This is a genomic window from Limnohabitans sp. 2KL-17 (assembly GCF_003063415.1).
In the GTDB taxonomy this organism is placed as follows: Bacteria; Pseudomonadota; Gammaproteobacteria; order Burkholderiales; family Burkholderiaceae_C; genus Limnohabitans_A.
On sequence record NZ_NESK01000013.1, the window covers coordinates 55,828 to 81,266 of the forward strand.

At 61.3% G+C, this 25,439-nt stretch carries 29 protein-coding genes; 13 read left to right on the top strand and 16 right to left on the bottom strand.

Features of this window, described 5'->3' with window-relative positions:
• Positions 1 to 35: 35 nt before the first annotated feature.
• Genes B9Z45_RS08180 through B9Z45_RS08190 form a run of 3 tightly spaced genes read right to left on the bottom strand, consistent with a single transcriptional unit; the run spans position 36 to position 1,975 of the window.
• Positions 36 to 602: a YceI family protein gene (locus B9Z45_RS08180; RefSeq protein ID WP_108406735.1), complete on the bottom strand. Its 567-nt coding sequence runs from the start codon at positions 600 to 602 to the stop codon at positions 36 to 38.
• Complete coding sequence (locus tag B9Z45_RS08185) at positions 599 to 1,168, bottom strand: cytochrome b (protein ID WP_108406736.1); 570 nt, start codon at positions 1,166 to 1,168, stop codon at positions 599 to 601. Before B9Z45_RS08185 ends, B9Z45_RS08180 begins: the two co-directional genes overlap by 4 nt.
• Before the next feature lie 21 nt (positions 1,169 to 1,189).
• Positions 1,190 to 1,975: a class III extradiol ring-cleavage dioxygenase gene (locus B9Z45_RS08190; RefSeq protein WP_108406737.1), complete on the bottom strand. Its 786-nt coding sequence runs from the start codon at positions 1,973 to 1,975 to the stop codon at positions 1,190 to 1,192.
• Between the two features lie 92 nt (positions 1,976 to 2,067).
• Here B9Z45_RS08190 and B9Z45_RS08195 point away from each other — a divergent pair, with 92 nt between their 5' ends.
• From B9Z45_RS08195 to B9Z45_RS08210, 4 genes are all read left to right on the top strand, one after another.
• Positions 2,068 to 2,955, top strand: coding sequence for a LysR family transcriptional regulator (locus tag B9Z45_RS08195; protein WP_108406738.1), 888 nt, complete (start codon positions 2,068 to 2,070; stop codon positions 2,953 to 2,955).
• Between the two features lie 110 nt (positions 2,956 to 3,065).
• On the top strand, positions 3,066 to 4,502 hold the full coding sequence (locus B9Z45_RS08200; RefSeq protein WP_108406782.1) for an NAD-dependent succinate-semialdehyde dehydrogenase: 1,437 nt from the start codon (positions 3,066 to 3,068) through the stop codon (positions 4,500 to 4,502).
• A gap of 13 nt (positions 4,503 to 4,515) precedes the next feature.
• Positions 4,516 to 5,172, top strand: coding sequence for a pyroglutamyl-peptidase I (gene pcp, locus B9Z45_RS08205; RefSeq protein ID WP_108406739.1), 657 nt, complete (start codon positions 4,516 to 4,518; stop codon positions 5,170 to 5,172).
• A gap of 130 nt (positions 5,173 to 5,302) precedes the next feature.
• On the top strand, positions 5,303 to 5,731 hold the full coding sequence (locus B9Z45_RS08210; protein ID WP_108406740.1) for a c-type cytochrome: 429 nt from the start codon (positions 5,303 to 5,305) through the stop codon (positions 5,729 to 5,731).
• Here the strand turns inward: B9Z45_RS08210 and B9Z45_RS08215 are convergent.
• Positions 5,700 to 5,999 (bottom strand): hypothetical protein, encoded by a 300-nt coding sequence (locus tag B9Z45_RS08215; RefSeq protein WP_108406741.1) that lies wholly within the window; start codon positions 5,997 to 5,999, stop codon positions 5,700 to 5,702. The two genes, B9Z45_RS08210 and B9Z45_RS08215, sit on opposite strands and share 32 nt — an antisense overlap.
• A 238-nt stretch (positions 6,000 to 6,237) precedes the next feature.
• Between B9Z45_RS08215 and B9Z45_RS08220 the strand changes: the two genes are divergently transcribed.
• Complete coding sequence (locus B9Z45_RS08220) at positions 6,238 to 6,855, top strand: hypothetical protein (protein WP_108406742.1); 618 nt, start codon at positions 6,238 to 6,240, stop codon at positions 6,853 to 6,855.
• 18 nt (positions 6,856 to 6,873) lie between these two features.
• On the opposite strand, the gene B9Z45_RS08225 is transcribed toward B9Z45_RS08220, so the two are convergent.
• Both B9Z45_RS08225 and B9Z45_RS08230 read right to left on the bottom strand, forming a co-directional pair.
• Entirely contained in the window at positions 6,874 to 7,428 is a 555-nt protein-coding gene (locus tag B9Z45_RS08225) for a lipocalin family protein (protein WP_108406743.1), read from the bottom strand.
• Positions 7,429 to 7,442: 14 nt separating this feature from the next.
• Complete coding sequence (locus B9Z45_RS08230) at positions 7,443 to 8,237, bottom strand: SDR family oxidoreductase (protein ID WP_108406744.1); 795 nt, start codon at positions 8,235 to 8,237, stop codon at positions 7,443 to 7,445.
• Between the two features lie 72 nt (positions 8,238 to 8,309).
• Here B9Z45_RS08230 and B9Z45_RS08235 point away from each other — a divergent pair, with 72 nt between their 5' ends.
• The gene (locus B9Z45_RS08235; RefSeq protein WP_108406745.1) at positions 8,310 to 9,182 is read left to right on the top strand and encodes an oxaloacetate decarboxylase; all 873 of its coding nucleotides are present in this window, start codon (positions 8,310 to 8,312) and stop codon (positions 9,180 to 9,182) included.
• A gap of 71 nt (positions 9,183 to 9,253) precedes the next feature.
• Entirely contained in the window at positions 9,254 to 10,273 is a 1,020-nt protein-coding gene (locus tag B9Z45_RS08240; protein WP_108406783.1) for a tripartite tricarboxylate transporter substrate binding protein, read from the top strand.
• A gap of 1 nt (position 10,274) precedes the next feature.
• On the opposite strand, the gene B9Z45_RS08245 is transcribed toward B9Z45_RS08240, so the two are convergent.
• Positions 10,275 to 11,048 carry a FadR/GntR family transcriptional regulator gene (locus B9Z45_RS08245; RefSeq protein WP_108406784.1) on the bottom strand — a complete coding sequence of 258 codons (774 nt, stop codon included), beginning with the start codon at positions 11,046 to 11,048 and terminating at the stop codon, positions 10,275 to 10,277.
• 193 nt (positions 11,049 to 11,241) lie between these two features.
• Here B9Z45_RS08245 and B9Z45_RS08250 point away from each other — a divergent pair, with 193 nt between their 5' ends.
• From B9Z45_RS08250 to B9Z45_RS08260, 3 genes are all read left to right on the top strand, one after another.
• The gene (locus tag B9Z45_RS08250) at positions 11,242 to 12,897 is read left to right on the top strand and encodes an FAD-dependent oxidoreductase (RefSeq protein WP_108406746.1); all 1,656 of its coding nucleotides are present in this window, start codon (positions 11,242 to 11,244) and stop codon (positions 12,895 to 12,897) included.
• Positions 12,898 to 12,942: 45 nt separating this feature from the next.
• Complete coding sequence (locus tag B9Z45_RS08255; protein ID WP_108406747.1) at positions 12,943 to 13,173, top strand: DUF2783 domain-containing protein; 231 nt, start codon at positions 12,943 to 12,945, stop codon at positions 13,171 to 13,173.
• Positions 13,174 to 13,257: 84 nt separating this feature from the next.
• Positions 13,258 to 13,794 (top strand): VOC family protein, encoded by a 537-nt coding sequence (locus tag B9Z45_RS08260; protein WP_108406748.1) that lies wholly within the window; start codon positions 13,258 to 13,260, stop codon positions 13,792 to 13,794.
• A 23-nt stretch (positions 13,795 to 13,817) separates the two neighbouring features.
• Here B9Z45_RS08260 and B9Z45_RS08265 read toward each other — a convergent pair whose 3' ends face one another.
• Genes B9Z45_RS08265 through B9Z45_RS08285 form a run of 5 tightly spaced genes read right to left on the bottom strand, consistent with a single transcriptional unit; the run spans position 13,818 to position 19,346 of the window.
• Positions 13,818 to 14,702 (bottom strand): ribose-phosphate diphosphokinase, encoded by an 885-nt coding sequence (locus tag B9Z45_RS08265; RefSeq protein ID WP_108406749.1) that lies wholly within the window; start codon positions 14,700 to 14,702, stop codon positions 13,818 to 13,820.
• Between the two features lie 13 nt (positions 14,703 to 14,715).
• Positions 14,716 to 16,245 carry a thymidine phosphorylase family protein gene (locus tag B9Z45_RS08270; RefSeq protein ID WP_108406785.1) on the bottom strand — a complete coding sequence of 510 codons (1,530 nt, stop codon included), beginning with the start codon at positions 16,243 to 16,245 and terminating at the stop codon, positions 14,716 to 14,718.
• Positions 16,246 to 16,304: 59 nt separating this feature from the next.
• Positions 16,305 to 17,609 (bottom strand): multidrug effflux MFS transporter, encoded by a 1,305-nt coding sequence (locus tag B9Z45_RS08275; protein ID WP_108406750.1) that lies wholly within the window; start codon positions 17,607 to 17,609, stop codon positions 16,305 to 16,307.
• 1 nt (position 17,610) lies between these two features.
• Positions 17,611 to 18,195 (bottom strand): methionine biosynthesis protein MetW, encoded by a 585-nt coding sequence (gene metW / locus B9Z45_RS08280; protein ID WP_108406751.1) that lies wholly within the window; start codon positions 18,193 to 18,195, stop codon positions 17,611 to 17,613.
• Positions 18,192 to 19,346 (bottom strand): homoserine O-acetyltransferase, encoded by a 1,155-nt coding sequence (locus tag B9Z45_RS08285; RefSeq protein ID WP_108406752.1) that lies wholly within the window; start codon positions 19,344 to 19,346, stop codon positions 18,192 to 18,194. Before B9Z45_RS08285 ends, metW begins: the two co-directional genes overlap by 4 nt.
• Before the next feature lie 186 nt (positions 19,347 to 19,532).
• Between B9Z45_RS08285 and B9Z45_RS08290 the strand changes: the two genes are divergently transcribed.
• Positions 19,533 to 20,348, top strand: coding sequence for a formate/nitrite transporter family protein (locus B9Z45_RS08290; protein ID WP_108406753.1), 816 nt, complete (start codon positions 19,533 to 19,535; stop codon positions 20,346 to 20,348).
• Positions 20,349 to 20,393: 45 nt separating this feature from the next.
• Here the strand turns inward: B9Z45_RS08290 and B9Z45_RS08295 are convergent, their stop codons facing one another.
• Positions 20,394 to 20,960: a TMEM165/GDT1 family protein gene (locus tag B9Z45_RS08295; RefSeq protein WP_108406786.1), complete on the bottom strand. Its 567-nt coding sequence runs from the start codon at positions 20,958 to 20,960 to the stop codon at positions 20,394 to 20,396.
• Between the two features lie 166 nt (positions 20,961 to 21,126).
• On the opposite strand from B9Z45_RS08295, the gene B9Z45_RS08300 reads away from it, so the two are divergent.
• Together B9Z45_RS08300 and B9Z45_RS17535 are read left to right on the top strand one after the other, a co-directional pair.
• On the top strand, positions 21,127 to 22,329 hold the full coding sequence (locus B9Z45_RS08300; RefSeq protein ID WP_108406754.1) for an ammonium transporter: 1,203 nt from the start codon (positions 21,127 to 21,129) through the stop codon (positions 22,327 to 22,329).
• A gap of 228 nt (positions 22,330 to 22,557) precedes the next feature.
• Positions 22,558 to 23,145 (top strand): RNA-binding protein, encoded by a 588-nt coding sequence (locus B9Z45_RS17535; protein ID WP_108406755.1) that lies wholly within the window; start codon positions 22,558 to 22,560, stop codon positions 23,143 to 23,145.
• Between the two features lie 129 nt (positions 23,146 to 23,274).
• Here the strand turns inward: B9Z45_RS17535 and lptC are convergent, their stop codons facing one another.
• Genes lptC through B9Z45_RS08320 form a run of 3 tightly spaced genes read right to left on the bottom strand, consistent with a single transcriptional unit; the run spans position 23,275 to position 25,431 of the window.
• A complete protein-coding gene (gene lptC / locus B9Z45_RS08310; RefSeq protein WP_108406756.1) occupies positions 23,275 to 23,868 on the bottom strand; it encodes an LPS export ABC transporter periplasmic protein LptC in 594 nt (197 codons plus the stop codon).
• Positions 23,865 to 24,443 carry an HAD family hydrolase gene (locus tag B9Z45_RS08315; protein ID WP_108406757.1) on the bottom strand — a complete coding sequence of 193 codons (579 nt, stop codon included), beginning with the start codon at positions 24,441 to 24,443 and terminating at the stop codon, positions 23,865 to 23,867. Before B9Z45_RS08315 ends, lptC begins: the two co-directional genes overlap by 4 nt.
• A gap of 1 nt (position 24,444) precedes the next feature.
• A complete protein-coding gene (locus B9Z45_RS08320; RefSeq protein WP_108406787.1) occupies positions 24,445 to 25,431 on the bottom strand; it encodes an SIS domain-containing protein in 987 nt (328 codons plus the stop codon).
• Positions 25,432 to 25,439: the final 8 nt, after the last annotated feature.

The following is a 25,439-nucleotide window of genomic DNA, read 5'->3' on the forward strand; positions in this document are numbered from 1 at the left end:
GAAATGGGTTTGGGCTTTGGCTTGAGCTTGGGGACTTATTTGCCTGGCGTGGTGGCCAGTGAGAAATTGACCTGGATGTCGTTGGCCACCACATCGAACTTGGCCCACATGCCTTCGCCGATGGTGTAGTCAGCGCGCTTCATGGTGAAGCCGCCGGTCAGCAGGCCGTCCTTGCCTTGTGCGGTGTGCTTCATGGGGAACTTCAGCTCGCGGGTCAGGCCCTTGATGCTGAGCGTGCCTTGCACTTCGTACTGGTTGGGGGCGGTTTGTTTGATTTGTTTGGCCACAAACTGGGCTTTGGGGAAGGCCGCAGCGTTGAACCACGATTTGGTCACCACCTCGTCGTCGGCCTCTCCCGAGCCAGTGTCCACGCTGGTCAGATCCACTTCAAAGCTGGCCTTGGCCTGCTCGGCTTTGGCCGGGTCAAAGCTCAGCTGCGCGGCAAACTTCTTGAAGCGGCCGTCCATGCCCACACCCATTTGCTTGTAGCTGAAGCTGACGCTGCTCTTGGCGGGCACGATGGATTGGTAAGGCACTGCCTGGGCTTGTAAAGCCAGTGCGCCGGCAGACAAGGCCAGCAGGGTTTTCAAAAGGGTGTTCATGAGGTTTCTTGTGGGTTGGAAGATGGACGGCCTGGCAGCATGCGGTGCAGCGTGTCGTCTTTGTGGAAAAAATGGTGAAAAAACGCGGCCGCCGCATGGCCTGCGATCAGCAGCAGCAAGCCGATGTTCAAGGCTTCGTGCAACTCGGCCAGCGTGGGGCCCAGTTCCTTGTCCCTGGCCAGCAGGTCGGGGATGGGCAGTACGCCGAACCAGACGGTTGGCACGCCTTTGGCCGAACTCATCAGCCAGCCGCTCAAGGGGATGGCGATCATCAGCACATACAACAGGGCGTGACCGGCGTGCGCGGCCCATTGCATGTGGCGGGGCATGCTGCCTGGCAGTGCCGGTGGACGGTGCGTGACGCGCCAAGCCAAGCGCAGCCAGACCAGTGCGAACACGCTCACGCCAGCCCATTTGTGCCATGCGTAGTACTGCAATTTATCGGGCGACAAGGGCAGGTCGCTCATGTAAAAGCCCAAAGCCAGCAGGCCGAAAATCATCAGGGCCATCAGCCAGTGCAGGCTTTTGGCGGTGCGGGTGTAATGCAGGGTGGTGGGGGTGCTCATGCGGTGTTCCTGGTGCAAAGTTCAGTGGAAGGTGTAGCCGTCCATGGCGATCACATGGTCACTGATGCCCCGAAAAAACGCCTCTGGCTGCGCGCCACCGCCCGCAGCGCCCAAGGCGGTGAACAGGGGCAGCAGGTGTTCGTCGGTCGGGTGAGCGCGCTGGCCTTCAGCGGTCTGGCGGTAGGCCAGCAGGCCGGGCACATCGCGTGCTGTCATGTGGGTGTGGATCCAGTCGGCAAATGCCTGCACATAAGTCGGGGTGCTGCCCCCTTGTGAGCTCACAAGCATGAAGTCGCGCAGGTTGTGCGTCACGTTGCCCGAGGCCACGATCAGGATGTTTTGCGCCGCCAGAGCTGCCAATGCCTGACCAACGCGGTAAGCGTGCTCTGGTCCCAGATGGCTTTGCACCGACAAAGGCACCACCGGCACGTCCGCATCGGGGAACATCTGGCGCAGCGGAATCCAGGCGCCGTGGTCCAGCCCGTGCCCGGCGTCTTGCGCCACCGGCAAGCCCGCATTTTGCAAAGCGTTCATGACTTGGGCGGCGACTTCGGGACAACCGGTCGCGGGGTATTGCATGTCGTACAGGCGGGGGTCAAAGCCGCCGAAGTCGTGGAGGGTCTCGGGCCGGGTGGCAAAGCCGACGGTGGGCACTGCGGTTTCCCAGTGCGGGCTGACCACCACGATGGCGCGGGGCGTGCCCAGCTTTACCGCGAGCTGGCTCAGGGCCGCACCTGCCGCGCCGGGGCGCAGGGCAAACATGGGGGAGCCGTGGGGCACAAACAGGACGGGGCGATGGCTGGACATGGTGTCTTCACTTTCAATGGGGGGACTTTAGGCGCCTGTGCTGTTCAGAAAAAGTAGCAAATGGACAAATGCTTGTTGCACAATTGGCAACAATGGACAAACTCGATGCAATGCAAATCTTTGTGCGTGTGGCCGAGGCGAGCACATTCACCACCGTGGCCGACCAGCTGCAGGTGGCCCGCTCGGTGGTCACGCGCCAGATCGCTGCACTTGAAAAGCACCTGCGCGTCAAGCTCATCACGCGCAGCACCCGCAGCCTGACCCTCACCCCGGCGGGCGCGGCTTATCTGGAAAAGTGCCGGGTGATTTTGAACCTGGTCGATGCCGCCGAGTCCAGCCTGGAGGAAGAAAAAGCCGTGCCGCGTGGGCGCATCCGACTGGGCTTGCCCTTGAGTTTTGGCTTGCAGCGCCTGATGCCCGCTTTGCTCGACTTTGCCAAGGCACAGCCGCACATTGAGCTGTTAATGGACTTTTCTGACCAACATGCCAACCTGATCGAGGAGGGCCTTGATCTGTCGATCCGCATCACGGCTGACTTGCAGCCTGGCGACATCGTGCGCATGCTGGGCCATTGCCGCCTTTTGACGCTGGCCTCGCCGGCTTACCTTTCTGAGCACGGCACACCCACCCACCCCGAGCAGTTGCGCAACCATGAGTGCCTGGTCTATTCGATGACTGCCAAGAGCGCAACCTGGCCCTTCCAGCTGGACGGACAGGTGCAGGCTTTTCCGGTGCGCGGTCGCATCCAGGCCAACAACGGGCTGGCGCTGGTGCAGGCCGCAGCCCAGGGCATGGGCATCGCTTTACAGCCCGACTTCATTGCCGAGCCTTTTTTGCAGCGCCACGAAGTGGTGGAAATACTGCAGCCTTTCGAGGCGCCACCTTTGGGTATTTACGCGGTTTTGCCCAGCAACCGCTACATCCCGCACCGGGTGAATGTGCTGATGGACCACCTCGCAGACTTCTTGGGCAAAAGCTGATCGGGACTTTGGGTGTCCCGTTGTTGACCTTGCACGGGGCATGGCAAACTGCAATTCAAGCCACAATGGCCCACCCTTTTTACCCACTGTTCATCAGCCAGGACCCTGTCATGACTTATCCCCACACCCAACTTTTCATCAACGGCCAGTGGTGCGACGCCGAAGGTGGCCGCACCATGCCCGTGTTCAATCCGGCCAACGGCATCGAAATCGGCCGACTCGCCCATGCGGGTGTGCCTGATCTTGAGCGTGCCGCACAAGCCGCGCAAAAAGGCTTTGAGTTGTGGCGCGATGTGCCTGCCAACGAGCGCAGCGCCATCATGCGCAAGGCGGCGGCCCTGATGCGCGAACGCGCTCCGCTGATTGCAGAGTTGCTGACGCTAGAGCAGGGCAAGCCTTTGGCCGAAGCCAAGGTTGAGGTCATGTCGTCGGCCGACATCATCGAGTGGTTTGCCGAAGAGGGCCGACGCGTTTATGGCCGCATCGTGCCGCCGCGCAACATCAACGTGCAGCAAAACGTGCTCAAGCAGCCCGTGGGCCCGGTCGCTGCGTTCACGCCCTGGAATTTCCCGATCAACCAGGCGGTGCGCAAGATGGCGGCGGCCCTGGCTACCGGCTGCTCGATCATCGTCAAGGCCCCTGAAGAAACCCCTGCATCGCCTGCCGAGTTGATCCGGGCCTTCCACGATGCGGGCGTGCCCGCAGGCGTGATTGGCTTGGTGTTTGGCACTCCCGCCGACATTTCCAGTTATTTGATCGCGCACCCGCTGATCCGCAAGATCACCTTCACCGGCTCCACGCCGGTGGGCAAAAAACTGGCCGCCATGGCCGGGCAGCACATGAAGCGCGTGACCATGGAGCTCGGTGGCCACGCCCCCGTGATCGTGGCCGAAGACGGCGACATTGCTTTGGCCGTCAAGACGGCAGGCGCCGCCAAGTTCCGCAATGCGGGCCAGGTCTGTATTTCGCCCACCCGCTTTTTGGTGCACCACAAGATTGCCGATGAATTTGCCAGCTTGTTGGCCGCGCACGCCGACTCGCTCAAAGTGGGCGATGGCCTGGTCGCAGGCACCAGCATGGGTCCGCTGGCCAACGAGCGTCGTTTGGTGGCCATGCAAGCCATCATGCAGGACGCCCGCGCCAAAGGCGCCAAGGTGTTGTCCGGTGGTGAACGCATCGGCACACAAGGTCACTTCTTTGCCCCCACGGTCTTGTCGCATGTGCCGCTCGATGCCGATGTGGTCAACCACGAGCCTTTTGGCCCCATTGCGGCGATTCGCAGCTTCGAGAAGATCGAAGACGCCATCGCCGAGGCCAACCGCCTGCCCTTTGGCCTGGCCGGCTACGCATTCACCCAATCGCTCAAGACCTCGCACCTGCTCAGCCAGCGCCTGGAAGTGGGCATGTTGTGGGTCAACCAGCCTGCGGCACCTTGGCCCGAGCTGCCTTTTGGCGGCATGAAGGATTCCGGCTACGGCTCTGAAGGTGGCCCTGAGGCGCTGGATGCTTACCTGAACACCAAGACGGTGTCGATCTTCAACGTCTGAAGCTTTCAAGCCGATGCGTATCCTGGTCACCGGGTTTGAGCCTTTTGACGGGCAAAGCCTCAACCCGTCGTGGGAGGTGGCGCGCGCACTGCACGGTGCGGTGATGGTCGGCGCGCAGGTCACGGCGGTGCAATTGCCCTGCGTTTTTGCGCTGGCGCTGCCCGCTTTACAACAGGCCTTGGCATCGCAACGCCCCGACATCGTGCTGGCGCTGGGTCAGGCCGAAGGGCGCTGCGATTTTTCAGTCGAACGCGTGGCCATCAATGTGCAAGACGCCCGCATCCCCGACAACGCCGGTGCGCAGCCCATTGACGTGCCGGTGGTGGCTGGCGGCCCGGCGGCTTATTTCAGCAGCTTGCCCATCAAGGCGCTGGTGGCGGGTTTGCGGGACGCGGGGTTTCCGGCGTCGGTGTCGCAAACGGCTGGCACCTTTGTCTGCAACCAGGTTTTTTACGGCTTGCAGCATGCACTGGCAGGACGGGGTGTGAACAGTGGGTTCATGCATTTGCCTTTGCTGCCCGAGCAGGCAGCCCACTGGGCAGGCCCGAACTTGCCCAGCTTGCCTGCCAGTCTGTTGGTGGCAGGGGTGCAGCAGGCCCTGGCTTTGCTGGTGCTGCACCGGCAACAGGGGCTGGGTGATGTGGTGCTGGCGGGCGGCACGCTGAACTGAAATACCCCTTAACCGGTAGGCTGTGGTGCGTTATGCGGTAGTGTTTTTGCGTGGTTTGGGCGCGCAAACGCACAGACCCAAGCGGCTTGTTTTTCGATGATATGGCTCTTGCAAATCAACAGGAGACCTTATGAAAAACAATCCCATCAGCCAGGCGGTTGTCGCCAGCATTCTCAGCATCACGGCCACCGCTTGGGCGCAAACTTCAGTGGGTCTGGGCCGTGTCGACTACAGGGACAACTGTGCCAGTTGCCACGGTGTGTCTGGCAAAGGCGATGGACCCGTGCATTCCTTTTTGGTCAAGCCTCCTTCTGACCTGACCACGATTGCCCGGCGCAATGGCGGCAAGTTCCCGCAGGAGTTGATGTGGGAGGTGATCGATGGCCGCTGGTCGGGTGATGCCGGGCCGCACGGGTCGCGCGAAATGCCGGTGTGGGGCAACGAATTCAAGGCCCGGGCCATGACCCAGCCCGGCGATTCGCCTCGCACCGCCGAGTGGTCGGCGCGCAACCGCATCGTGTCGTTGCTCATGTACTTGGAGACGGTTCAGCAGCCGTGACGCCTTGGACCGCGCGCATGCGCTGCCGTGCCCGTGCAGCCACACCGGTGTCTGCGAAAGCCCAGGCCAGCGAGGCCCCCATGCCTTGCAGGGCGGTGCGCACAGCCGCTTGTTCCAGCGCGCAACTGCGAGGGCGTTCCAGCATGTGAAGCGCCCAGTCGTGCAGCATCTGAAAGGCGGCCCGCACAATCAGGCTGACCAGGGGGCGGTCCAACGGGTCGCAGGCCCAGTCGTTCAATGCGGATGAAATGGGGGGTGGGGTGAACATGGCCTGAAAAATTAAAAAGAAGCCGCAGTTTGGTTCAGTGGCCTGTCCAGTGCATGTGGCCTGGCAAATGCTGTGAAATGCCTCGGTCTTTTTGCGTTGCAGTCCGGCGGCTCAGCCACCCTCAAGGGTCTGACCGATTTCACCGTCAATAACCCGGCAAACAGTAGGCCCATTCTCCGCCAGAAGGGGTTAAGGCCGGCGCCATGCACGAACATCGAAAGATTATTTGGAGACACCTATGGCTTGGCTGGACTTTTTGAAAAATGGCAATGAACTGAGCGAACTCTTGATTGAGGGTGCCAATCCCTACGGTTCCAGCTTGCTCAAGCAAGCCGATGTGGACCAGATGCGTGACCACATCCAGCCCCCAGAGCGTGTGCTGGCCTATGTGCTGGGCCGTGTGGTGTTGGCCGGTCGCGGTCTGTGGTTGCTGACCGATCAGCAGTTGCTGATTTCAGAGCATGACAGTGGCAGCCTGGTGCACCACTTCGACTTGAGCGACATCACCGAGGCCGAGTGTGTCAAGGGCAAATACGGTTACACCTTGCGCGTGACCGCAGCGGGTCAGCTGCGAAGCGTGTATGGCGCATCGGCCCACATGGCGGCAGTGTTTTACCGGGCGCTGGGCCAAAAAGTGCGTTGCACACCGGTCTACAAACCCACCGCCTTGAATGCCGATGATGTGGCCGAGGTGGTGCACCACTTTTGTGACGCCGCCCTGCGCTTGCAGCCCGTGGCCATGGTCAATGCCGATGCCCGCGCCTTGATCGATCAATTGGCGCAAGACGCCGCCAACCAGGGTTGGTTGATGGCCACTGAGGCCACTCAGGTGCGCCAGGCCGAAGCGGCACACTGAACCTCGCAAAGCCTCGGTTCAGGGGCGGCTGGGCTCGATCCGTTTCAGGTCAAAGCCCCAGCCTTCAAGCTTGCCCAGCAGGGCTTGGTAAGTGGCGGCTGGCATTTGCGGTGTGCGCGATAAAACCCAAAGGTATTCGCGTTGTGGTTCGCTGACCACCACCCACTGGTAGTCCGCATCGAGCGCGATGATCCAGTAATCGCCCCACACCAGCGGAATGAAAGACAGCCACTCGGGTGCAAAGCGCACCTTGAGCTGCGCTGAGGTCGGGCCACCGATCTGCCGGGCCGCGCCCAGCGCTTCGCTCCACTCGCCTTTGTCGGTTTTGCAACGGTTCAGCACTTGCACCCGGCCATCGGCTTGCAGGCTGTAAGTGGCCTGTGTGCTGCTGAAGCATTTCTTTTGAAACCAGTTGGGGTATTTGGCGATCTCATGCCAGGTGCCCATGTAACGCGGCACATCCACCGAGGGCACCGTGGCCAAGGGCGCCAGGCTGGTTTGGGCATGGCAGGTCGCACCCCACGTGCCCAGACAGACCAGTGCGGCCAGTCCAAGTTTGCGCAGGGTGCTCATGGGTGTAGCCCCAATCAAAATACGATGGGGTTGAGTGCCCCGTCCATGCTCATGCAAATGCCGGTGATGTAGCTGGCTTTGGACGAGGCCAAAAACAGCACGGCGTTGGCAATTTCTTCGGGCTCGGCCATGCGGCCCAAGGGGATTTTGGCCACCGATTGCGCCATGACTTCATCAGGGCTGAGGCCTTTGACGCGGGCATCGGCCGCAAAGCCTTCGTGCAGCCGGTCGGTCAGGGTCAAGCCGGGGTTGACCGCATTGACCCGGATGCCTTGCGGGCCGTAGGCTGCGGCCAGGCCGGCACTCACCAGCATCAGGGCCGCGTTGGCCGCGCCACCGGGCAGGTGGATAGGGCTGGCCACTTTGCCACCATTGCCCACCACGTTGACCACAGTACCCTGTCCGCGCTCGGCCATGCGGTGGATGGTCGGTGTGATCATGTGGATGTAGGTGAAGTACTTGGCCTGCATGGCGTCGGCAAATGCCGCTGGTGTCAACTCGGGGGCGGGTGTGCGTTTGGCGGCGCCGGCAGAGTTGACCAATACGTCCACCGGGCCGAGCGCCGCTTCGGATGAATCCAGCGCAGCCAGGGCCGCATCGGCATCCCGCAAGTCGGCGGCCACGGTGTGGATGCGTGCACCCGGACAGGCGGCCAGCAGTTGCTGCTGTGCACGCGCCAGGTTGGCGGTGTCGCGCGAGACCAGCGTCACGCGGGCGCCCTCGTCCAAAAAGCCCTGGGCGCACGCCAGGCCAATGCCTTTGCTGCCGCCGGTGATCAGGATGTGCTTGTCGCTCAGGTGAAGGTTCATGGGGGTCTCTTGTGCTGAAATGAAAAAATTCGAATCTTGCTGATTTAATCACTCTTGCCCAAAGTTTGCCCCATGAATACCAAAACCTCTGCCTTGCGTGCGCGTTTGAACCAGCCCGGACTGGTGGTGGCCCCCGGTGTGTTCGACATGGTGTCCCTGCGCCTGGCCGACAGCTTCGGTTTTGATGCGCTTTACATGACCGGTTATGGCACGGTGGCCTCGCACATGGGTTTGCCCGATGCGGGCTTGGCCACATACAGCGACATGGTGGGCCGCGTGACGGCCATGGCAGGCATGGCACGCACGCCCTTGATCGCCGATGCAGACACGGGTTATGGCGGTTTGCTCAATATGCGCCACACCATTCGCGGTTACGAAGCAGCAGGTGCGGCGGCCATTCAACTCGAAGACCAGGAGTTTCCCAAAAAATGCGGCCATACACCGGGCCGCCGGGTGATCCCGGTCGCCGACATGGTGCGCAAGATCCGTGTGGCCGTGGATTCGCGTGAGTCCAAAGACTTTTTGATCATTGCGCGCACCGATGCCCGGACCACGCTGGGCCTGGACGAAGCCTTGCGCCGCGCCGAGGCCTATGCCAAGGCGGGGGCCGACATCCTGTTTGTCGAATCGCCCGAGTCCGAAGAGGAAATGCGCCGCATCGGCCAAAGCTTTGACGTGCCTTTGGTGGCCAACATGGTTGAGAAAGGCCGCACCCCGGTATTGACGCGGCCCGAGTTGGAAGCCTTGGGCTACAAGATCGCCATTTTCCCGGTCACCGCCTTGCTGGCTGGGGTGCAGGCCATGACGCAGGTCTACCAGCAGTTCAAGGACACCGGCTCTTCGGCGCAGGGCAGCACGCCCTTGTACGACTTTGCCGACCTCACGCGCCTGATGGGGTTTGAGGATGTGTGGGCTTTTGAGAAGCGCTACGCTGAAACCGAATGACAACATCGCAGGCATGCCAGAAACGGCGCAATGCGACCCCCGTACATGACCAACACCACAAGGAGACAAGCATGAAAAACCTCACCACCACACCTCGCCGCCACTGGCTGCAAAACATGTTGACCACCAGCCTGACGGCGGGTGTGTGCGCTGCCCTAGCGCTTGGCGCCAGCACGGCCGCCGCGCAAACAGCCTACCCGGCCAAACCGATTCGCCTGGTGGTGCCCTTTGCGCCCGGCGGTGTGACGGACACCAGCGGCCGACTGATCGCTGAACAGCTGTCCAAGCGTCTGGGCCAGCAGGTGATTGTGGACAACAAACCCGGTGCCTCTGGCAACATCGGCACGCAAATGGTGAGCGCGGCCGAGCCCGATGGTTACACCTTGCTGCTGGGCTTTGACGGTACCCTGGTCATCAACCCGCACGTTTTCCCCAAAGTGGGTTTTGACACCGCCAAAGACTTTGCCCCGATTGGCAAGATCGGTGATGCCATCCTGATTCTGGTCTCGCACCCGGGCGTGCCGGCCAAGACACTCAAGGAAGTGATCGCCCTGTCCAAAACCCAGTCGGGTGGCCTGTCGTATGGCACGTCTGGCACGGGGGGGACGCCGCACATTGCGGGCGAATTGCTCAAGCAGCGCACGGGTGCCAACCTGACACACATCCCCTACAAAGGCGGTGGCCAGGCCATGATCGATGTGATGGGTGGCTCCATCCCGCTGGTGTACACCGCCGTGGCGGGAGCGATACAGCACGTCAAGTCGGGCAAGCTGCATGCCGTGGCTGTGTCCAGTGCGCAAAGAGCGCCATCCTTGCCCGATGTGCCCACCTTCATTGAAAACGGTGTGGCCGACTTCGACATCAACTCTTGGGTGGGCTTGCTGGCCCCTGCCAAAACGCCCCGGGCGATTGTGGACAAGCTCAACACCGAGCTGAACGCGGTGCTGAACGACCCGGCGGTGCGTGATCGCCTGAACACCCTGGGCATCACCGCCAGTCCTGGCGGCCCTGAGAAATTTGGCCGCGACATGGCGCGGGACCTCTCGCGCTACGCAGCGGTGGTCAAGGCGGCCAACATCAAGGCGGAGTGATTCAGACCCGCAGCCCTTTGACCAGGGGCTGCGCCAGACGCTCGCCTTCTTGCAACCAGAAGGCCGGGTCTGCGCTCTGGATGCGGGTGATGGCGTTGCCCATGTGTCTGGCCGCTGCTTGCCTGGCCCCTTCGGCGTCACCAGCTTCGACGGCCTTCAAAATGGCCTGGTGTTCGCCTTGCACTTCGGCGGCAAAGTCCACCCGGCGCGCTTCGTTGGCCCGGGTCACTTGCGTGGCCCCGTGCAAAAACTGGCCCAGGTATTCCAGGGTCTGAATCAGAAAGGGGTTGCGCGCAGCGTCCGCAATGGCCCGGTGAAACTTCACGTCTTCGGCCACGCCATTGCCGCCTGATTTCACAGCGGTATCCAGCGCCGTAACAGCTTGCCGAATGGCACCAATGTCACTGGCATTGCGCCGCATGGCCGCCAGCGCGGCCACCTCGGCTTCCAGCGCCCGACGCACCTCGACCATCTGGACCACAGCCTCTTGAGAGGCGGCATGGCGGGCTTCAAAGTTGAGAGGTGCGAACGGCAGCTGCTGGCTCACAAACACCCCGCTGCCCTGACGCGAGTCGACCAGACCCAGAGATTTGAGGCGGGACACCGCTTCACGCACCACCGTGCGGCTGACTTCAAATTGCTCGACCAGGCGGGCCTCGGTCGGCAGCTTGTCGCCGGGCATGAGCCTGCCCTGCTTGATTTCAGTCGCCAACTGCTCGGCGACCTGGTCTGAAAGTCGTGCGCCACTGGAGACGGGTGTGAAGTTTTGGGTCATGAAGTTGTCATACAAAAAACAAGGCTCGAGCATAGCGTGACTTCACGTTGTGCGCTGAAAATAACGGGGTTTGGTCTCGGGTGAAGCAAAACCCCTGCAACTTAGTCAATTACGGATAGGTAAATAAGTTTATCTATAGTAAATTACAGCCTGTCGCACCCAAGCGGTGCATTTCTCAGGCCGGAGAGCAAGCATGGGCGCTTATACCAACCCGATTTACCCCTACAAAGGGGCTGCCGACCTGATGTCGACACCGCCGCAGCGAAAGCCTCTGATCGTCATTGGGGCAGGACCTGTGGGTCTGGCAGCTGCCATCGATGCCCGTATGCAGGGGCTGGAGGTGCTGGTGCTGGACGATGACAAGACCGTGTCGGTTGGCTCGCGCGCTGTTTGCTATGCCAAGCGCTCGCTCGAAATCCTGGACCGGTTGGGCATTGCCGATCAAGCCTGCAACATGGGCGTGAGCTGGAACATTGGCCGAACCTTCCTGGAGCAAGAGGAGGTGTACCAGTTCAATCTGGTGCCCGATGCGGGCCACAAGCGCCCCGGCATGATCAATTTGCAGCAGTACCACATTGAGGAAATGCTGATCGCCCGAGCCTTGGAGCTGGGCGCAGACATTCGCTGGCAGCACAAGGTGACCGCCGTCACGCCCGCCGCCGACCATGCCACGCTGACCGTGGAAACGCCCGAAGGTATCTTCGACATCGAGGCCGACTGGCTCGTGGTGGCCGATGGCGCACGCAGCCCGATTCGTCGACATCTGGGGCTGGATATCGAAGGCCGAGTCTTCCAGGACCGGTTCCTGATTGCCGATGTGATCATGAAGGCCGACTACCCGGCAGAGCGCTGGTTCTGGTTCGACCCGCCCTTTCATCCCAACCAAAGCGTCCTGCTGCACAAGCAAAGCAACAACGTCTGGCGCATTGATTTTCAGTTGGGCTGGGACGCTGACCCCGAAGAGGAAAAGAAGCCTGAAAAAGTCATTCCGCGTTTGCAGGCCATGCTGGGCGATGAGCGCCCTTTCGAGCTGGAGTGGGTCAGCATCTACACCTTTCAGTGCCGCCGCATGACCGACTTTCGCCACGGCCGCGTGCTGTTCGCGGGCGATGCGGCGCACCAGGTCTCGCCCTTTGGTGCGCGTGGCGCCAACTCGGGCTTTCAGGATGCCGATGACCTGATGTGGAAGCTGGGCCTGGTGATCAAAGGCCAGGCGTCCGAGCGCTTGCTCGACACCTATGCGCACGACCGCCAGTTTGCCGCCGACGAGAACATCATGAACTCGACACGCTCGACGGACTTCATCACCCCCAAGAGCCGCACCAGCAAGACCTTTCGCAACCAGGTGCTGGCGCTGGCCAAGCATCACCCATTTGCACGCAAGCTGGTCAACTCAGGCCGCTTGTCGGTGCCCTCGTTCCTCACAGGCTCTGCGCTCAACACCCCCGATGCCGATGACTTTGAAGGCAATATGGTGCCGGGCGCGCCCATGGACGATGCGCCAGTGCAGGTGGAGGGGCAGGACGCCTGGCTGCTCGACCAGGTGGGCAAGGGCTTTCAGGCTTTGTACTTTTTGGATGCGGCGCCCCTTGGCAAAGACTTGGCCGCACTGCAGGCCCTCCAGCAAGGCGTGGTGCCTGTCGGGACCTTGATCGTGGCCAGCCAGGCGCTCGATGTGCCCGGTTTTCAGGTGCTGGTGGACCACCAGGGCTGGATGGCCAAGCGCTACGACGCCCGCCCCGGCACCCATTATTTGTTGCGCCCCGACCAGCATGTGGTGGCCCGCTGGCGCCAACTGGACATCGCCAAGGTGCAGGCTGCTTTGGCACGCGCCATCGGCCAGGCCTGAACGCCCCCGCATCCCTCTCAAACCCTGACACCCGCGAGGACCGACATGAACACCGTTTTGAAAACAGATCCGAATTTCCACGAAGCCGGCCGCCGGTTTTTCCGTGATTTTTCGCCCGGCGACGAGTTTTATGAAAAACTGATCGATGCCCACAACGGCCTGAGCGACGAACAAAGCGAAGCGCTGAATGCCCGCTTGATCTTGCTATTGGCCAACCACATTGGCGATTTGCAGGTGCTGCGTGAAGCCCTGCAAGCCGCTCAACAGAGCGCTTGAACGCCGGGCCATTTCGCGGATTGGCCACCGCGTCCACAGGGCAAGCTGCTGCCCTGCACCCACTTGTTACCTGGAGAAACCGCCATGAAGCTGAACAAAATCCACCACGTTGCTTACCGCTGCAAAGACGCCAAGCAAACGGTTGATTGGTACGTCAAAAACTTGAACATGGACTTTGTGCTGGCGATTGCCGAAGACCTGGTGCCTTCCACCAAGGCGCCCGATCCGTACATGCATGTCTTTCTGGACGCAGGGGGCGGCAACGTGCTGGCCTTTTTCGAATTGCCCAATGCGCCGGAAATGGGCCGTGACACCAACACGCCAGAGTGGGTGCAGCACATCGCCTTCAAGGTCGACAACCTGCAGGTGCTGGAAGAAGCCAAGGCCCGTTTGCAGGCAAATGGCGTGGAGGTGTTGGGGCCCACCAACCACACCATCTTCAAGAGCATTTACTTTTTTGATCCCAACGGTCACCGCCTGGAATTGGCCACCGATGTGGGCACCCCCGAGATGTACGCCAAGCTGGACGCCTGCAAGTGGGACATGCTCAATGAGTGGGCTCAGACCAAACGTGCGCCCAAGCATGCGGCCTGGATGCACGAGCAAGAACTGACGCACTGAGTTCTTGCTGGAGCGGCCCGAAACTACAAGGTCCGCAAGGCTTGCGCCAGCAAAGACGCCAACGCCACCACATTGCTTGGATGCACCACGCTGTCGGTGCTCCAGAATTCCCCTACCCCAGCATGGTGGATGCGTTGCAGCGCATCGCCTGCCAAGAGGGCATGCGTCACGGCCACGTCCACGCTGGCGGCACCTGCGGCCAGGGCCAATGCGGCGGCAGTAGCCAGGGTGTGGCCGCTGCTGGCCACATCGTCGAGCAGCACCACCGCTTGGCCACGCAGATCGCATGCGGGCAGCGTGATGCGCACAGCGCGGTCACCTTGGCGCACTTTGTTGCACACCGCGTGTGGCAGGTCGTGGGCCGCCGCCGCTTGCCTGACCCATTGCGCCGACTCGCTGTCGGGCCCCAGCAGGAAAGCGCCAGGGCGGTGTTGTGCAATCCACTCGCCCAGCAACGGTGCTGCGCTCAGCGAGGTGACCTGACGGGCGGGCACGGCCTCGGCCAAGCTGGTCACCCGGTGCAAATGCGGGTCCACAGTGATGACCGCATCGAACAGCGACGCCAACCAATTGCCCACGATGCGTTGGCTGACCGCCTCGCCGGGCGCAAACGCGGTGTCTTGGCGCATGTAGGCCAGGTACGGGGCCACCAGGCTCAGGTGCTTCGCACCCAGCGCACGCGCGGTGGGGGCCGCCAGCAAAAGCTCAGTCAGCTTGTCATTGGGTGTGTGCAGGCTGCGCAGCAACACCACGCGTGGCGGCAAGTGCGCTGGCAGCGTCAGCCGGATTTCACCGTCGGGAAAGCGGTGGCGCTGGATCTGTTGTGGCACCAGTCCTGTGGCTTCGGCCAAGCGAAACGCGGCGGTCGTCTCGTCTTCAAAGTACAACAGGGTGGCGGTATTTGGCATCGGTGCTTGATTCTCAGAACTCCACAAACACATGCGGCACTTCGTGGGCTTGGCCCAAGGTGTAGCCACTCGATTTGCGGCACAGCTGCGAGGCAAAATCCAGGTCGCTCGGGTAGGCCGCATGCACCCGGTACAGCGGCGCGCCTTGGGTCACGCTGTCGCCCAACTTGTGCAGCAGGTCGACGCCGGCGCTTTGCACCTTGGGGGCGCCGGCCAGGCGAGCTACGCGGGCGATCTGCAGGTTGTCGATGCCCGTCACCACCCCATCGGTGATGGCGCAAACCTCCAGGGTCAGCGCCCCCAGGGGCGGGTTGTTGTGGTCAAAGGGGCGTGCGCCTTGCGCCGCGATGATGGCTTGCATGCGGGTCAGGGCGCGCCCTGAATCGAGGATGTCACGCGCTACGGCGAAGCCATCGCCGCCGCGCACATCGGGGTCAGCCTCGATCAGCCGCCCAGCCAGCCGCAAGGCTTTTTGGCGCAAGTCCATGGGCGCACGCGGGTCGTTTTCGAGCACCCGCATCACATCGCGTGCTTCCAGCATCGGACCCACACCCTGGCCCACCGGCTGGCGGCCATCGGTGATGACCACTTCGAGTGACAAATGCATGCGCGCGGCCACGTACTCAAACAGACGCCGCAGGCGCTGTGCGTCCGGCATGGAGCGCACCTTGGCGGTGGGGCCGATCGGGATGTCCAGCACCAGATGGGTAGCGCCCGCCGCAATTTTTTTGGACAAGATGGACGCGACCATTTGCGCGGGCGAATCCAGCGACAGGGGCCGCTCCACCGCGATCAGCACATCATCGGCCGGAGACAAATCGGCCGAGCTGCCCCAGGCCAGACAGCCCCGGTGGGTGCGCACAATGTCGGACAATTTTTCAAACGGCAACTCCACGTTGGCAAGTACCTCCATCGTGTCGGCGGTGCCTGCGGGCGAGGTGATGGCGCGCGAAGAGGTTTTGGGGCACAAGATGCCGTAAGCCGCCAGGATGGGCACCACCAGCATCGAGGTGCGGTTGCCGGGAATGCCGCCAATGCAGTGCTTGTCCACCACCAAGGATTCGCGCCAGTCCAGCCGGCGGCCTGCTGCGACCATGGCTTCGGTGAGAAAGTAGACTTCTTCGCGGTCCATCTCGCCCCGGTTGGTGGCCACCACAAAAGCCGTGAGCTCGATTTTGGAATAGTGGTGCCCGGCAATGTCCTGCACGATGGCGTGAAAGTCGTCCTTGTCCAGCCGCTCGCCATGAATCTTGCGAAACAGCGCCTCCATGGAGGCTGGCGGCTCGGCTTGTGCAACCGAGGCGGCGTGACCATCGGGGATGCCCAAATGCCGAAAGGCGTCTTCGGACAAACCCACTTCACCACAGGCCACGATGCTGTCATCGTCCACCACATTGAGCGTGGCCAGCACATGTTGGCCGTTGGCCCGCACTTCGATTTTGGACAGTGCCTGAAAGCCTTCGGCGCGGTACACGGCGCAATTGCGGTTCAGGTAAGCCACGTTTTCACGGTAACTGTCGATGGCCACCCTGCGCAGCGACAGGGCAGATGGCCGGCCTGGCAAGTTGGAGGGTGGTGCTGTGGCGGGCGGTGCATCAGGGGTCAATGCATACGGGGTCGGTAGGGGTTCGGTGAGCATCGCATCAAGCCTACAGTGCCCTCATGGCTTGTGGTGCGCCTGCAGCGTGTCAGGCCTTGCTGTCGATCAACGTTTGTGCAAAAAAACTGGGCGCCTGCTGCGACCAGTGCAAAGGCCAGCATCATCCAGCCCAGGTTGACAGCGCCTTCGTGCGGCACCAAACCCACCAGGTAGCCCCCTGTGGCCCCGGTGAGTTGTTGCATCAGGCCTGCGACAGCAGCAGCCGACCCGGCCAGCGCGGGCAATACGCCCACAGTGCCCGCGAGCGCAGGCGGGTTGATCAAGCCATGGCCTAGGCCCAGCAGCATCAGCGGCAGCGCCACTGCCAGCGCGGTGTGGAACCCCGCCAAACCCAGGGCGAGCATCAGGACCAGACCGGTCAGGGTCAGGGCCTGGCCCCAGGCCATCACGCGGGCTTCGCCCATCTGCTGGATCAGGCGCGAGGTCATGAAGTTGCCCAGAATGTAAGACAGCGGCACGGCCATGATGAACCAGCCGATTCGGTCGGGTCCGATGCCGTAAGCCTTGAGCACGATCGGTGCGCCCCCCAGAAACACATAAAACGTGGCGGTGCTGCCCGCCAGAATCACCACATAAAGCACAAAGCGTGTCTCGCGTGCCAGGCGCGCGTAGGCGCTCAGCATGGCGTGCAGCCAGTGGCTGTCACTTTGCGCCGGTTGGGGTGAGCGGGGCAGGCCCCACCAAGCGGCCAGCAACAGCAGCAAGGCCAGCACCGCCAGCAATACAAAGTTGACTTGCCAGCCCCAACGCACATGGATCTGGCCGCCGATCAGTGTGGCCAGTGGTGGGCACATGCCAAGCGCCATGCCGATGTAGGCCATGACCCGGGTGCGTTTTGGCCCGATGAAGAGGTCTTGCACCATCGAGCGGCTGACCACCATGCTTGCAGCGCTACCGGCGCCTTGCAACACGCGCGCAACGGTCAGGGTGGTGATGTCGCTGGCCAGTGCGGCCATGAGGGAAGCCAGCCCGGCCACCGCCAGCCCCAGCATCAGGATCGGCTTGCGCCCATGCCGGTCTGACAAGGGGCCATAGACCAGCTGCAAGACCCCATAGGCGACCAAGTAGCCGCTGAAAGTCAGCTGCACATCAGCCTGGCTTGTGTCAAAGATGGTGCCCCATTCCTGCATGGACGGCAGACACAGTGTCATGGCCAGCAGGCCAAAGGAAATCTGGGCCAGCAAGTTGGCAATCAGCCAACGGCCATGTTCGGGGTGTGGATTCACCCCGGTGTGTTGTTGCGGCATGTCAGCCGCGCTGCAACTTGTAGACCGCAGTGCCCGCCATCAGGTTGGGCAGCAGGCGCACTTCCTGGCCGTTTTGCAGACCGAAAGCGTCTACCACCTGCAACTGGTTTTTGCGGGCCAGATCGCCAAAGTCGGCATAGGTGCCCACGCGGATGTTGGGGGTGTCGTACCACTGGTAGGGCAGGCGCCGGGTCACCGGCATGCGCCCTTGCAGCACGCTCAGGCGGTTGAACCAGTGCGCAAAATTGGGAAAGGCCAGGATGCCGACACGGCCCACGCGCACCGTCTCGCGCAACATGGTCTCGGCGTTGCGCAGGTGTTGCAGCGTGTCGATTTGCAGCACCACGTCAAACGACTGGTCGTCAAACAAGCTCAGGCCTTCGTCCAGGTTCAGCTGGATCACGTTCACGCCGCGTTGCACGCAGGCGTGCACATTGGCATCGTCGAGTTCGACGCCGTAGCCGGTACAGGCCTTGTGCTTTTGCAGGTAGGCCAGCAAGGCGCCATCGCCGCAGCCCAGGTCGAGCACGCGGGCACCTTGCGGCACCAAGCGGGCTATGGCTTGCATGGTCAGAGCGTCGCTCATGCTGAGCCTCCTTGGTCCAAGGCACTGGCCACGTTGTCAAAGTAAGAGCGCACCACGTTCATGTAGCGCGCATCGTCCAGCAAGAAGGCATCGTGACCATGCGGTGCATCGATCTCGGCATAGCTCACGTCACGGCGGTTGTCCAGCAGGGCCTTGACCATTTCCCGGCTGCGGGATGGCGAAAATCGCCAGTCGGTGGTGAAGCTGACCAGCAAAAACTTGCAGGTGGCTCGGGCCAGCGCAGCAGACAAGTCGCCACCGTGCTGGCGTGCCGGATCGAAGTAATCGAGCGCCCGGGTGATCAGCAAATAGGTGTTGGCGTCAAAGTATTCGCTGAACTTGTCGCCCTGGTAACGCAGGTAACTCTCGATCTGGAATTCGACTTCTTGTGTGGAGTATTTGTAGCCGGTGGCGTTGTCGGTCACGGCCTGGCGCAACTGGCGACCGAACTTTTCGTTCATCACATCGTCGCTCAGGTAAGTGATGTGGCCGATCATGCGGGCGATGCGCAGGCCGCGCTTGGGCACCACGCCGTGCTCGTAAAAGTGGCCGTCGTGAAAGTCCGGGTCGGTCACGATGGCGCGGCGCGCCACTTCGTTGAAGGCGATGTTCTCGGCGTTCAGGTTGGGAGCGCTGGCCACCACCACGGCGTGCTGGATGCGTTCGGGGTATTGCAGTGTCCACGAGAGCGCCTGCATGCCGCCGAGGCTGCCGCCCATGACAGCGGCCAATTTTTCGATGCCCAATGCATCGAGCAAGCGGGCCTGGGCATTGACCCAGTCTTCGACGGTGATGACCGGGAAGTCGGCGCCATAAACGCGACCGGTGTCGGGGTGGGTGTTCATGGGGCCGGTCGAGCCAAAGCACGACCCCAGGTTGTTCACGCCGATCACAAAGAATTTTTCGGTGTCCAGGGATTTGCCGGGGCCGATCATGTTGTCCCACCAACCCACGTTGCCGGCTTGGTCGGCATAGACGCCCGCGACGTGGTGCGAGGCATTCAGGGCGTGGCAGATCAGCACGGCATTCGACTTGTCGGCATTCAGCGTGCCGTAGGTTTCGTAGCTCAGTGAATAAGCGCGAATGGAGGCGCCGCTTTGCAAGGGCAAAGGGGCTTCAAACAACATGCTTTTGGACTCGGCGATCAGCATCGAAAGTGTTCAGGTGTCAAAAAAAAACCGGCTTCGCTGTCAGCTGGGCCGGGCTTCAGTGAGTTGAAACACACGCCATTTAGCTGAATTTCGGAACTCTTCAGGTCCCGGCGCCCGCAATCGGGTTCAAATCGGCGCTTCGGGTAAGTATAAGACGAAGAGATTGAACCCATTTCAGGAGTAACTATGTCAGACCTTTATGGCTCGGACGCCTACAGTCCCGTCGAAATCGCGCGCCGCATCGAGTCGGTGGGTGAGGTCAAGGCCCGCATGGCCACAGTGCCGCTGGTTTTGCTGGGTGTGCTGGCCGGGGCCTTCATTGGTTTGGGGGCCATGCTCTTTGTGCTCGTCAAGTCCGATCCGACGCTGGGTTTTGCCACCAGCGCACTGCTGGGCGGTTTGGTGTTCGCCATGGGTTTGTTCATGGTGGTGGTGGCCGGGGCCGAGCTGTTCACCGGCAACAACCTGATCGTCATGGCCTGGGCCGATGGGCGGGTCAGCACGCGGCAGGTGCTGCGCAACTGGGGCATCGTGTGCCTGGCCAATTTTGTGGGTGCCGCCGGGGTGGCGGTGCTGGTGTTTGCCAGTGGCCATGCGGGGCTGAATGGCGGTGCCATTGGCCAGCAGGTGGTCAAGATCGCCGTGGCCAAGCAAGAGCTGCCTTTTGTCACCGCCTTGCTGCGCGGGGTGTTGTGCAATGTGCTGGTCTGCATGGCCGTGTGGATGGCCATGGCCGGGCGCAGCGTGGTCGACAAGGCGGTGGCCGTGATGCTGCCGGTGATGGCATTTGTGGCGGCGGGCTTTGAGCACAGCATCGCCAACATGTACCTCATGCCTTTGGCCATGTTGTTGCAACACGGGGGCTTGACGGGCTTTCCCGCTGTCACCTGGAGCGGCATGCTGGGCAATTTGCTGCCCGTAATCCTGGGCAATATTTTGGGTGGGGCGGTGTTGGTGGCAGGGATTTACCACGTCATTTACCGCCGCACGCCTCAGGCTTGAAACTGCCGTGCAGGCGTGATCCCGGGGTGCAGTCGCAGGCGGGCTTTAACTGCCCCAACCTGACAGGGCGATCACGCCCAAAATGGCAAAAATCACGGCCGACACCATGTGTACCATGCGCAGCGGCACGCGCTTGGTGATGGCATCGCCCAGCCAGACCACCGGCGCGTTGGCCAGCATCATGCCCAGCGTGGTGCCCGCCACGACGGCAAACCAGGCGTTGTACTGGGCGGCCAGCATCACGGTGGCGATCTGGGTTTTGTCGCCCATTTCTGCCAAAAAGAAGGCCACCACGGTGGTCAGGAACACCCCCATGCGCGGGGCGCTGTCACCGTCTTCGTCGTCGAACTTGTCGGGGATCAGCATCCACACCGCCATGGCGATGAAAGAAGCGCCCAGCACCCAGCGCAACGCAATCGGCCCCATCACGGTGGTGACCCAGCTGCCGACCGCCCCTGCCAGCCCATGGTTGGCCAGTGTGGCCACCAAAATGCCCAGCACGATAGGCCAGGGCTTGCGAAAACGGGCTGCCAGCACCAAAGACAAAAGTTGGGTCTTGTCACCCATTTCGGCCAGCGCCACGATGCCTGTAGAGACGAGGAATGCTTCCATGTGAATGCGCTGTACCGTGGTTAAAACGAGGATCTTAAGTGACAGGTTGCAAGCCAAAACTTGGGCTTGCATCAATTTGGGCTTACTTCTTGCTTTGAATTGGTGCGCTAAAGGCTTTTGGCCTCTTTTTGCACCAATTCAATTCAAATAATCTCTTAAGACAATCATGGATGCACTAAAACAGGGCGCTGATGCGCTTTTTATCTTATTGGGCGGCATCATGGTTTTGGCCATGCACGCCGGGTTTGCTTTTTTGGAACTGGGCACGGTTCGCAAAAAGAACCAGGTCAATGCCTTGGTCAAGATCCTGGTCGACTTTTCCGTGTCCACGGTGGTGTATTTTGTGGTGGGTTACAGCGTGGCTTACGGCACCACTTTCTTTGTGGGCGCTGAGCAGTTGGCGGCAAAAAATGGCTATGACCTGGTCAAGTTTTTCTTCTTGCTGACTTTTGCAGCGGCCATTCCTGCCATCATTTCGGGGGGCATTGCAGAGCGGGCCAAGTTCTGGCCTCAACTCATCGCCACGGCCGTGATCGTGGGTTTTGTTTATCCCTTTTTTGAGGGCATCGCCTGGAACCAGCATTTTGGTGTGCAGGCCTGGATCAAGGCGGCCACGGGCGATGAATTTCATGATTTTGCAGGCTCGGTCGTGGTGCACGCCATGGGCGGCTGGATCGCATTGCCTGCGGTGGTGCTTTTGGGTGCCCGCTACAACCGCTATCGAAAAGACGGTGTGGTCTCGGCTCACCCGCCATCCAGCATTCCTTTTTTGGCACTGGGCTCCTGGATTTTGATTGTGGGCTGGTTCGGCTTCAACGTGATGAGTGCCCAGACGCTCGACAAAATCTCGGGCCTGGTCGCAGTCAACTCCCTGATGGCCATGGTGGGCGGCACATTGGTGGCCTTGTTGCTCGGCAAGAACGACCCGGGCTTTGTGCACAACGGCCCTTTGGCCGGCTTGGTCGCGGTGTGCGCAGGATCGGACTTGATGCACCCATTTGGCGCATTGGTGGTCGGCGCTGTGGCGGGTGGTTTGTTTGTGGTCATGTTCACTTTGACCCAGAACAAATGGAAGATTGACGATGTGCTCGGTGTTTGGCCACTGCATGGCATTTGCGGTGCGTGGGGTGGGATTGCAGCAGGCCTGTTTGGTACCCAGGCGCTGGGGGGATTGGGTGGGGTGAATTTGTCGGCGCAATTGATCGGCACCGCCCTGGGCGTGAGCTGGGCCCTGCTGAACGGGGTGGTTGTCTATGGCATCCTGAAATGGACTATGGGCTTGAAGCTGAGCCCTGAAGAAGAGTTCGATGGTGCCGATTTAAGCATTCATAAAATCAGTGCCACCCCGGACCGGGAAGTGAGTTGGTAAAACAACAGATGTGTGCTGCAGGCCACATTCAGAGGGGTTTTGGGGGAATCCCCCTTGAACTTTTTTTGACTTTTTCCCGCATAATTATTTAACTTCATTGTCAGAAGCAACGAAGTCATGTTTGCGGTGACCAGATCAGTTTCGCTTTCCTTCCGATGTTTTCAGGTTTGTCGAATGCGCTTTCGGAGCTCCATCGCTTTTATCTTTGTGTTTTGAGGAGTCCCCTTCATGGGCAACAAACTTTACGTCGGCAACCTGCCATATTCAGTTCGCGACGGCGATCTCGAGCAAGCTTTTGGCGAATTCGGTGTGGTCACCAGCGCCAAGGTCATGATGGAGCGAGACACGGGCCGCTCCAAAGGCTTCGGCTTTGTGGAAATGGGCAACGATGATCAAGCCCAAGCCGCCGTCCACGGCATGAATGGCCAGCCTTTGGGCGGCCGCAATGTGGTGGTCAATGAAGCGCGCCCCATGGAAGCCCGCCCACCCAGAACTGGCGGTGGCGGTTTCGGAGGCGGAGGTGGTGGCTATGGTGGCGAGCGTCGTGAAGGCGGCGGAGGAGGAGGTGGAGGAGGAGGTGGAGGTGGAGGCTATGGCGGTGGCGGTGGCGGTCGCCGTGAAGGCGGAGGCGGTGGCGGCGGAGGTGAAGGTGGCGGTTTCCGCAGCCCCTACGGTGCTGGACCCCGCGGCGGTGGCGGTCGCCGTGAAGGTGGTGGTGGTGGTGGTGGTGGTGGTGGTGGTGGTGGTGGTGGTGGTGGTGGTGGTGGTCGCCGTGAAGGCGGTGGCGGTGGTGGTGGCTACGGCGGCGGCTATTGATTCAAGCGCCAGGCTGATGATCCTTGGCCAACTCACCCAGACAAAGCCCTGCGTTGCGGGGCTTTTTCATGCGCTATTGACCGTCAAGCCTTGGGTCGTCATGGGTGCGCCGCTGCAAAAGTTGGCGCATCAGGGTTTGCGGGTCAGGGTCCCCTGCACACGGCCTTTCAGCAAATACTCGCCTGTGTTGGTATTGAAGTCCATGGTCTGTGCAGTAAACACATCGCGGCCACGGGTAATTTGAACCGGGTCTGAGGACACTAGCCGGTCTTCGTCAGGCAGCGCCACCAGGCGTTGACCCCGCAGTTCAAGCGTGGGGCTTGTGTCGAAGGCTTGCCGGATGGCGGAGGCATCGCCAATCAACGTGACCTGTTTGCCGTCATCCGTGGCAATGCCCTGCCTGGATCGCGCATTCAATGCTCTGCCGGTCTTGCTTTCGGCGTAAATGCGAATTTGGTCGATGTCCAGTGTTTCGCTGGCTGGGTAATGTTGGGCTTTGTCGCCTGAAACTTCGCGCGTCATGCGCCCGCTCATGTCAAACGATTTCACAGAGAAATTTGTCAAGCGGTAATCCGGGTCCTGACGCACAGCTTTGTTGGCCGAAGGCGTCAGCAGTTCGGGCACGCTTCTGACCAGCCACCAGCTGCCGGATGCCAGCAAGGCCATCACGATCAAAGGCAGGTAAACACTCAACTTGTCGAGCAACCGGCGTGCAAAGTTCATGCGGATGGGCCTGCGTTTGCCTCAATGCCGACCAGGGCGAGAAGTCGGGCGTAATGCCCACTGGCCACCAGCAGAACATCGCAAAAAGCCCGAGCTGCCCCCTCTCCACCGCGTTCCGATGTGATGTGGTGCGCCAATGCTTTGGCTTGGGCGTGCGCATTGGCGGGCGCGCAGACAAAAGCGGCCCTTTGCATGACGGGTAAGTCGGGCCAGTCATCACCCATAGCGGCACTTTGAGACCAGTTGAAACCCAGGGTTTGCAAGAACTCTTCGGCAGCGGGGCGCTTGTCCTCTGTGCCAAAACGCGCATGTGTGATGCCCAAAGCCTTCAGACGCAGACGCAGGGCTGGGGAGTCCCGCCCGGTGATGACCACGGGTGTGATGCCGGCTTGCTGCAGCAATTTGAGGCCTTGGCCATCCAGGGAGTTGAAACGCTTCAGGGTTTCGCCCGCTTCTGAAAAATGCAGCCCGCCGTCAGTGAGCACGCCATCCACGTCAAAAAAAGCAACGCGAATGCCCTGGGCTTGCAGCAGCAACTCGGGGGGGTAGTGCAAAGCAGGTGTCAGTGTTTGCATGTCAGATCACCTTGGCGCGCATCAGGTCGTTGGTGTTGATGGCGCCGCACAGGCACCCGTTGTCGTCGATGACCAGAATGCTGGTGATGCGGCATTGCTCCATCATTTCAGCGGCTTCGGCCGCCAGTGCTTCCATGTGGATGGTGCGAGGGTTGGTTCGCATCACATCGCACGCTTTGAGGCCGCGCAACTCGACGCCTTGCTCAATCAGGCGGCGCAGGTCACCGTCGGTGAATACCCCCAGCACGTGGCCCTTGGCATCGGTCACCGACGTGGCGCCCAGTCCTTTGTTGCTCATCTCGCGCATGAGGGTTGTGAATTCGGCATCGGGGCCGACTTGCGGCACATCAACGCCCTTGCGCATGACATCGGCCACATGGGTCAGCAGTCTGCGGCCCAAAGAGCCGCCTGGGTGAGAGCGGGCAAAGTCTTCGGGTTTGAACCCCCTGGCATCGAGCAAAGCCACGGCCAGGGCATCGCCCATGGCCAGTTGGGCCGTGGTGCTAGCGGTTGGGGCCAGGTTCATGGGGCAGGCTTCTTTGGCCACGGAGCAGTCCAGCAACACATCCGCGTGGCGGGCCAGTGAAGATGTCAAACCGCCGGTCAAGGCAATCAGAGGCACGCCCTGGCGTTTGAGCACCGGCAGGATGGCCAGCAATTCATCGCTTTCACCGCTGTTGGAGATGGCCAGCACAACATCAATGGCCTGGATCATGCCCAGGTCGCCATGGCTGGCTTCGCCGGGGTGCACAAACATGGCCGGGGTGCCGGTGGAGGCCAAAGTGGCCGCAATTTTTCGCCCAATGTGCCCGCTTTTGCCCATGCCCATGACTACCACGCGGCCTTGCGCGCCCAGCACCATGTTGACCGCGTCGACAAAACGCGCATCCAGGCGGCTTTTGAGTTGAAGCAAGGCGTCCGCCTCGATGTCCAAGGTCTCGCGGGCGAGTTGCAAAGTGTGTTCGGAAGTGGCGAGCATGGCGGACATTTTATCGG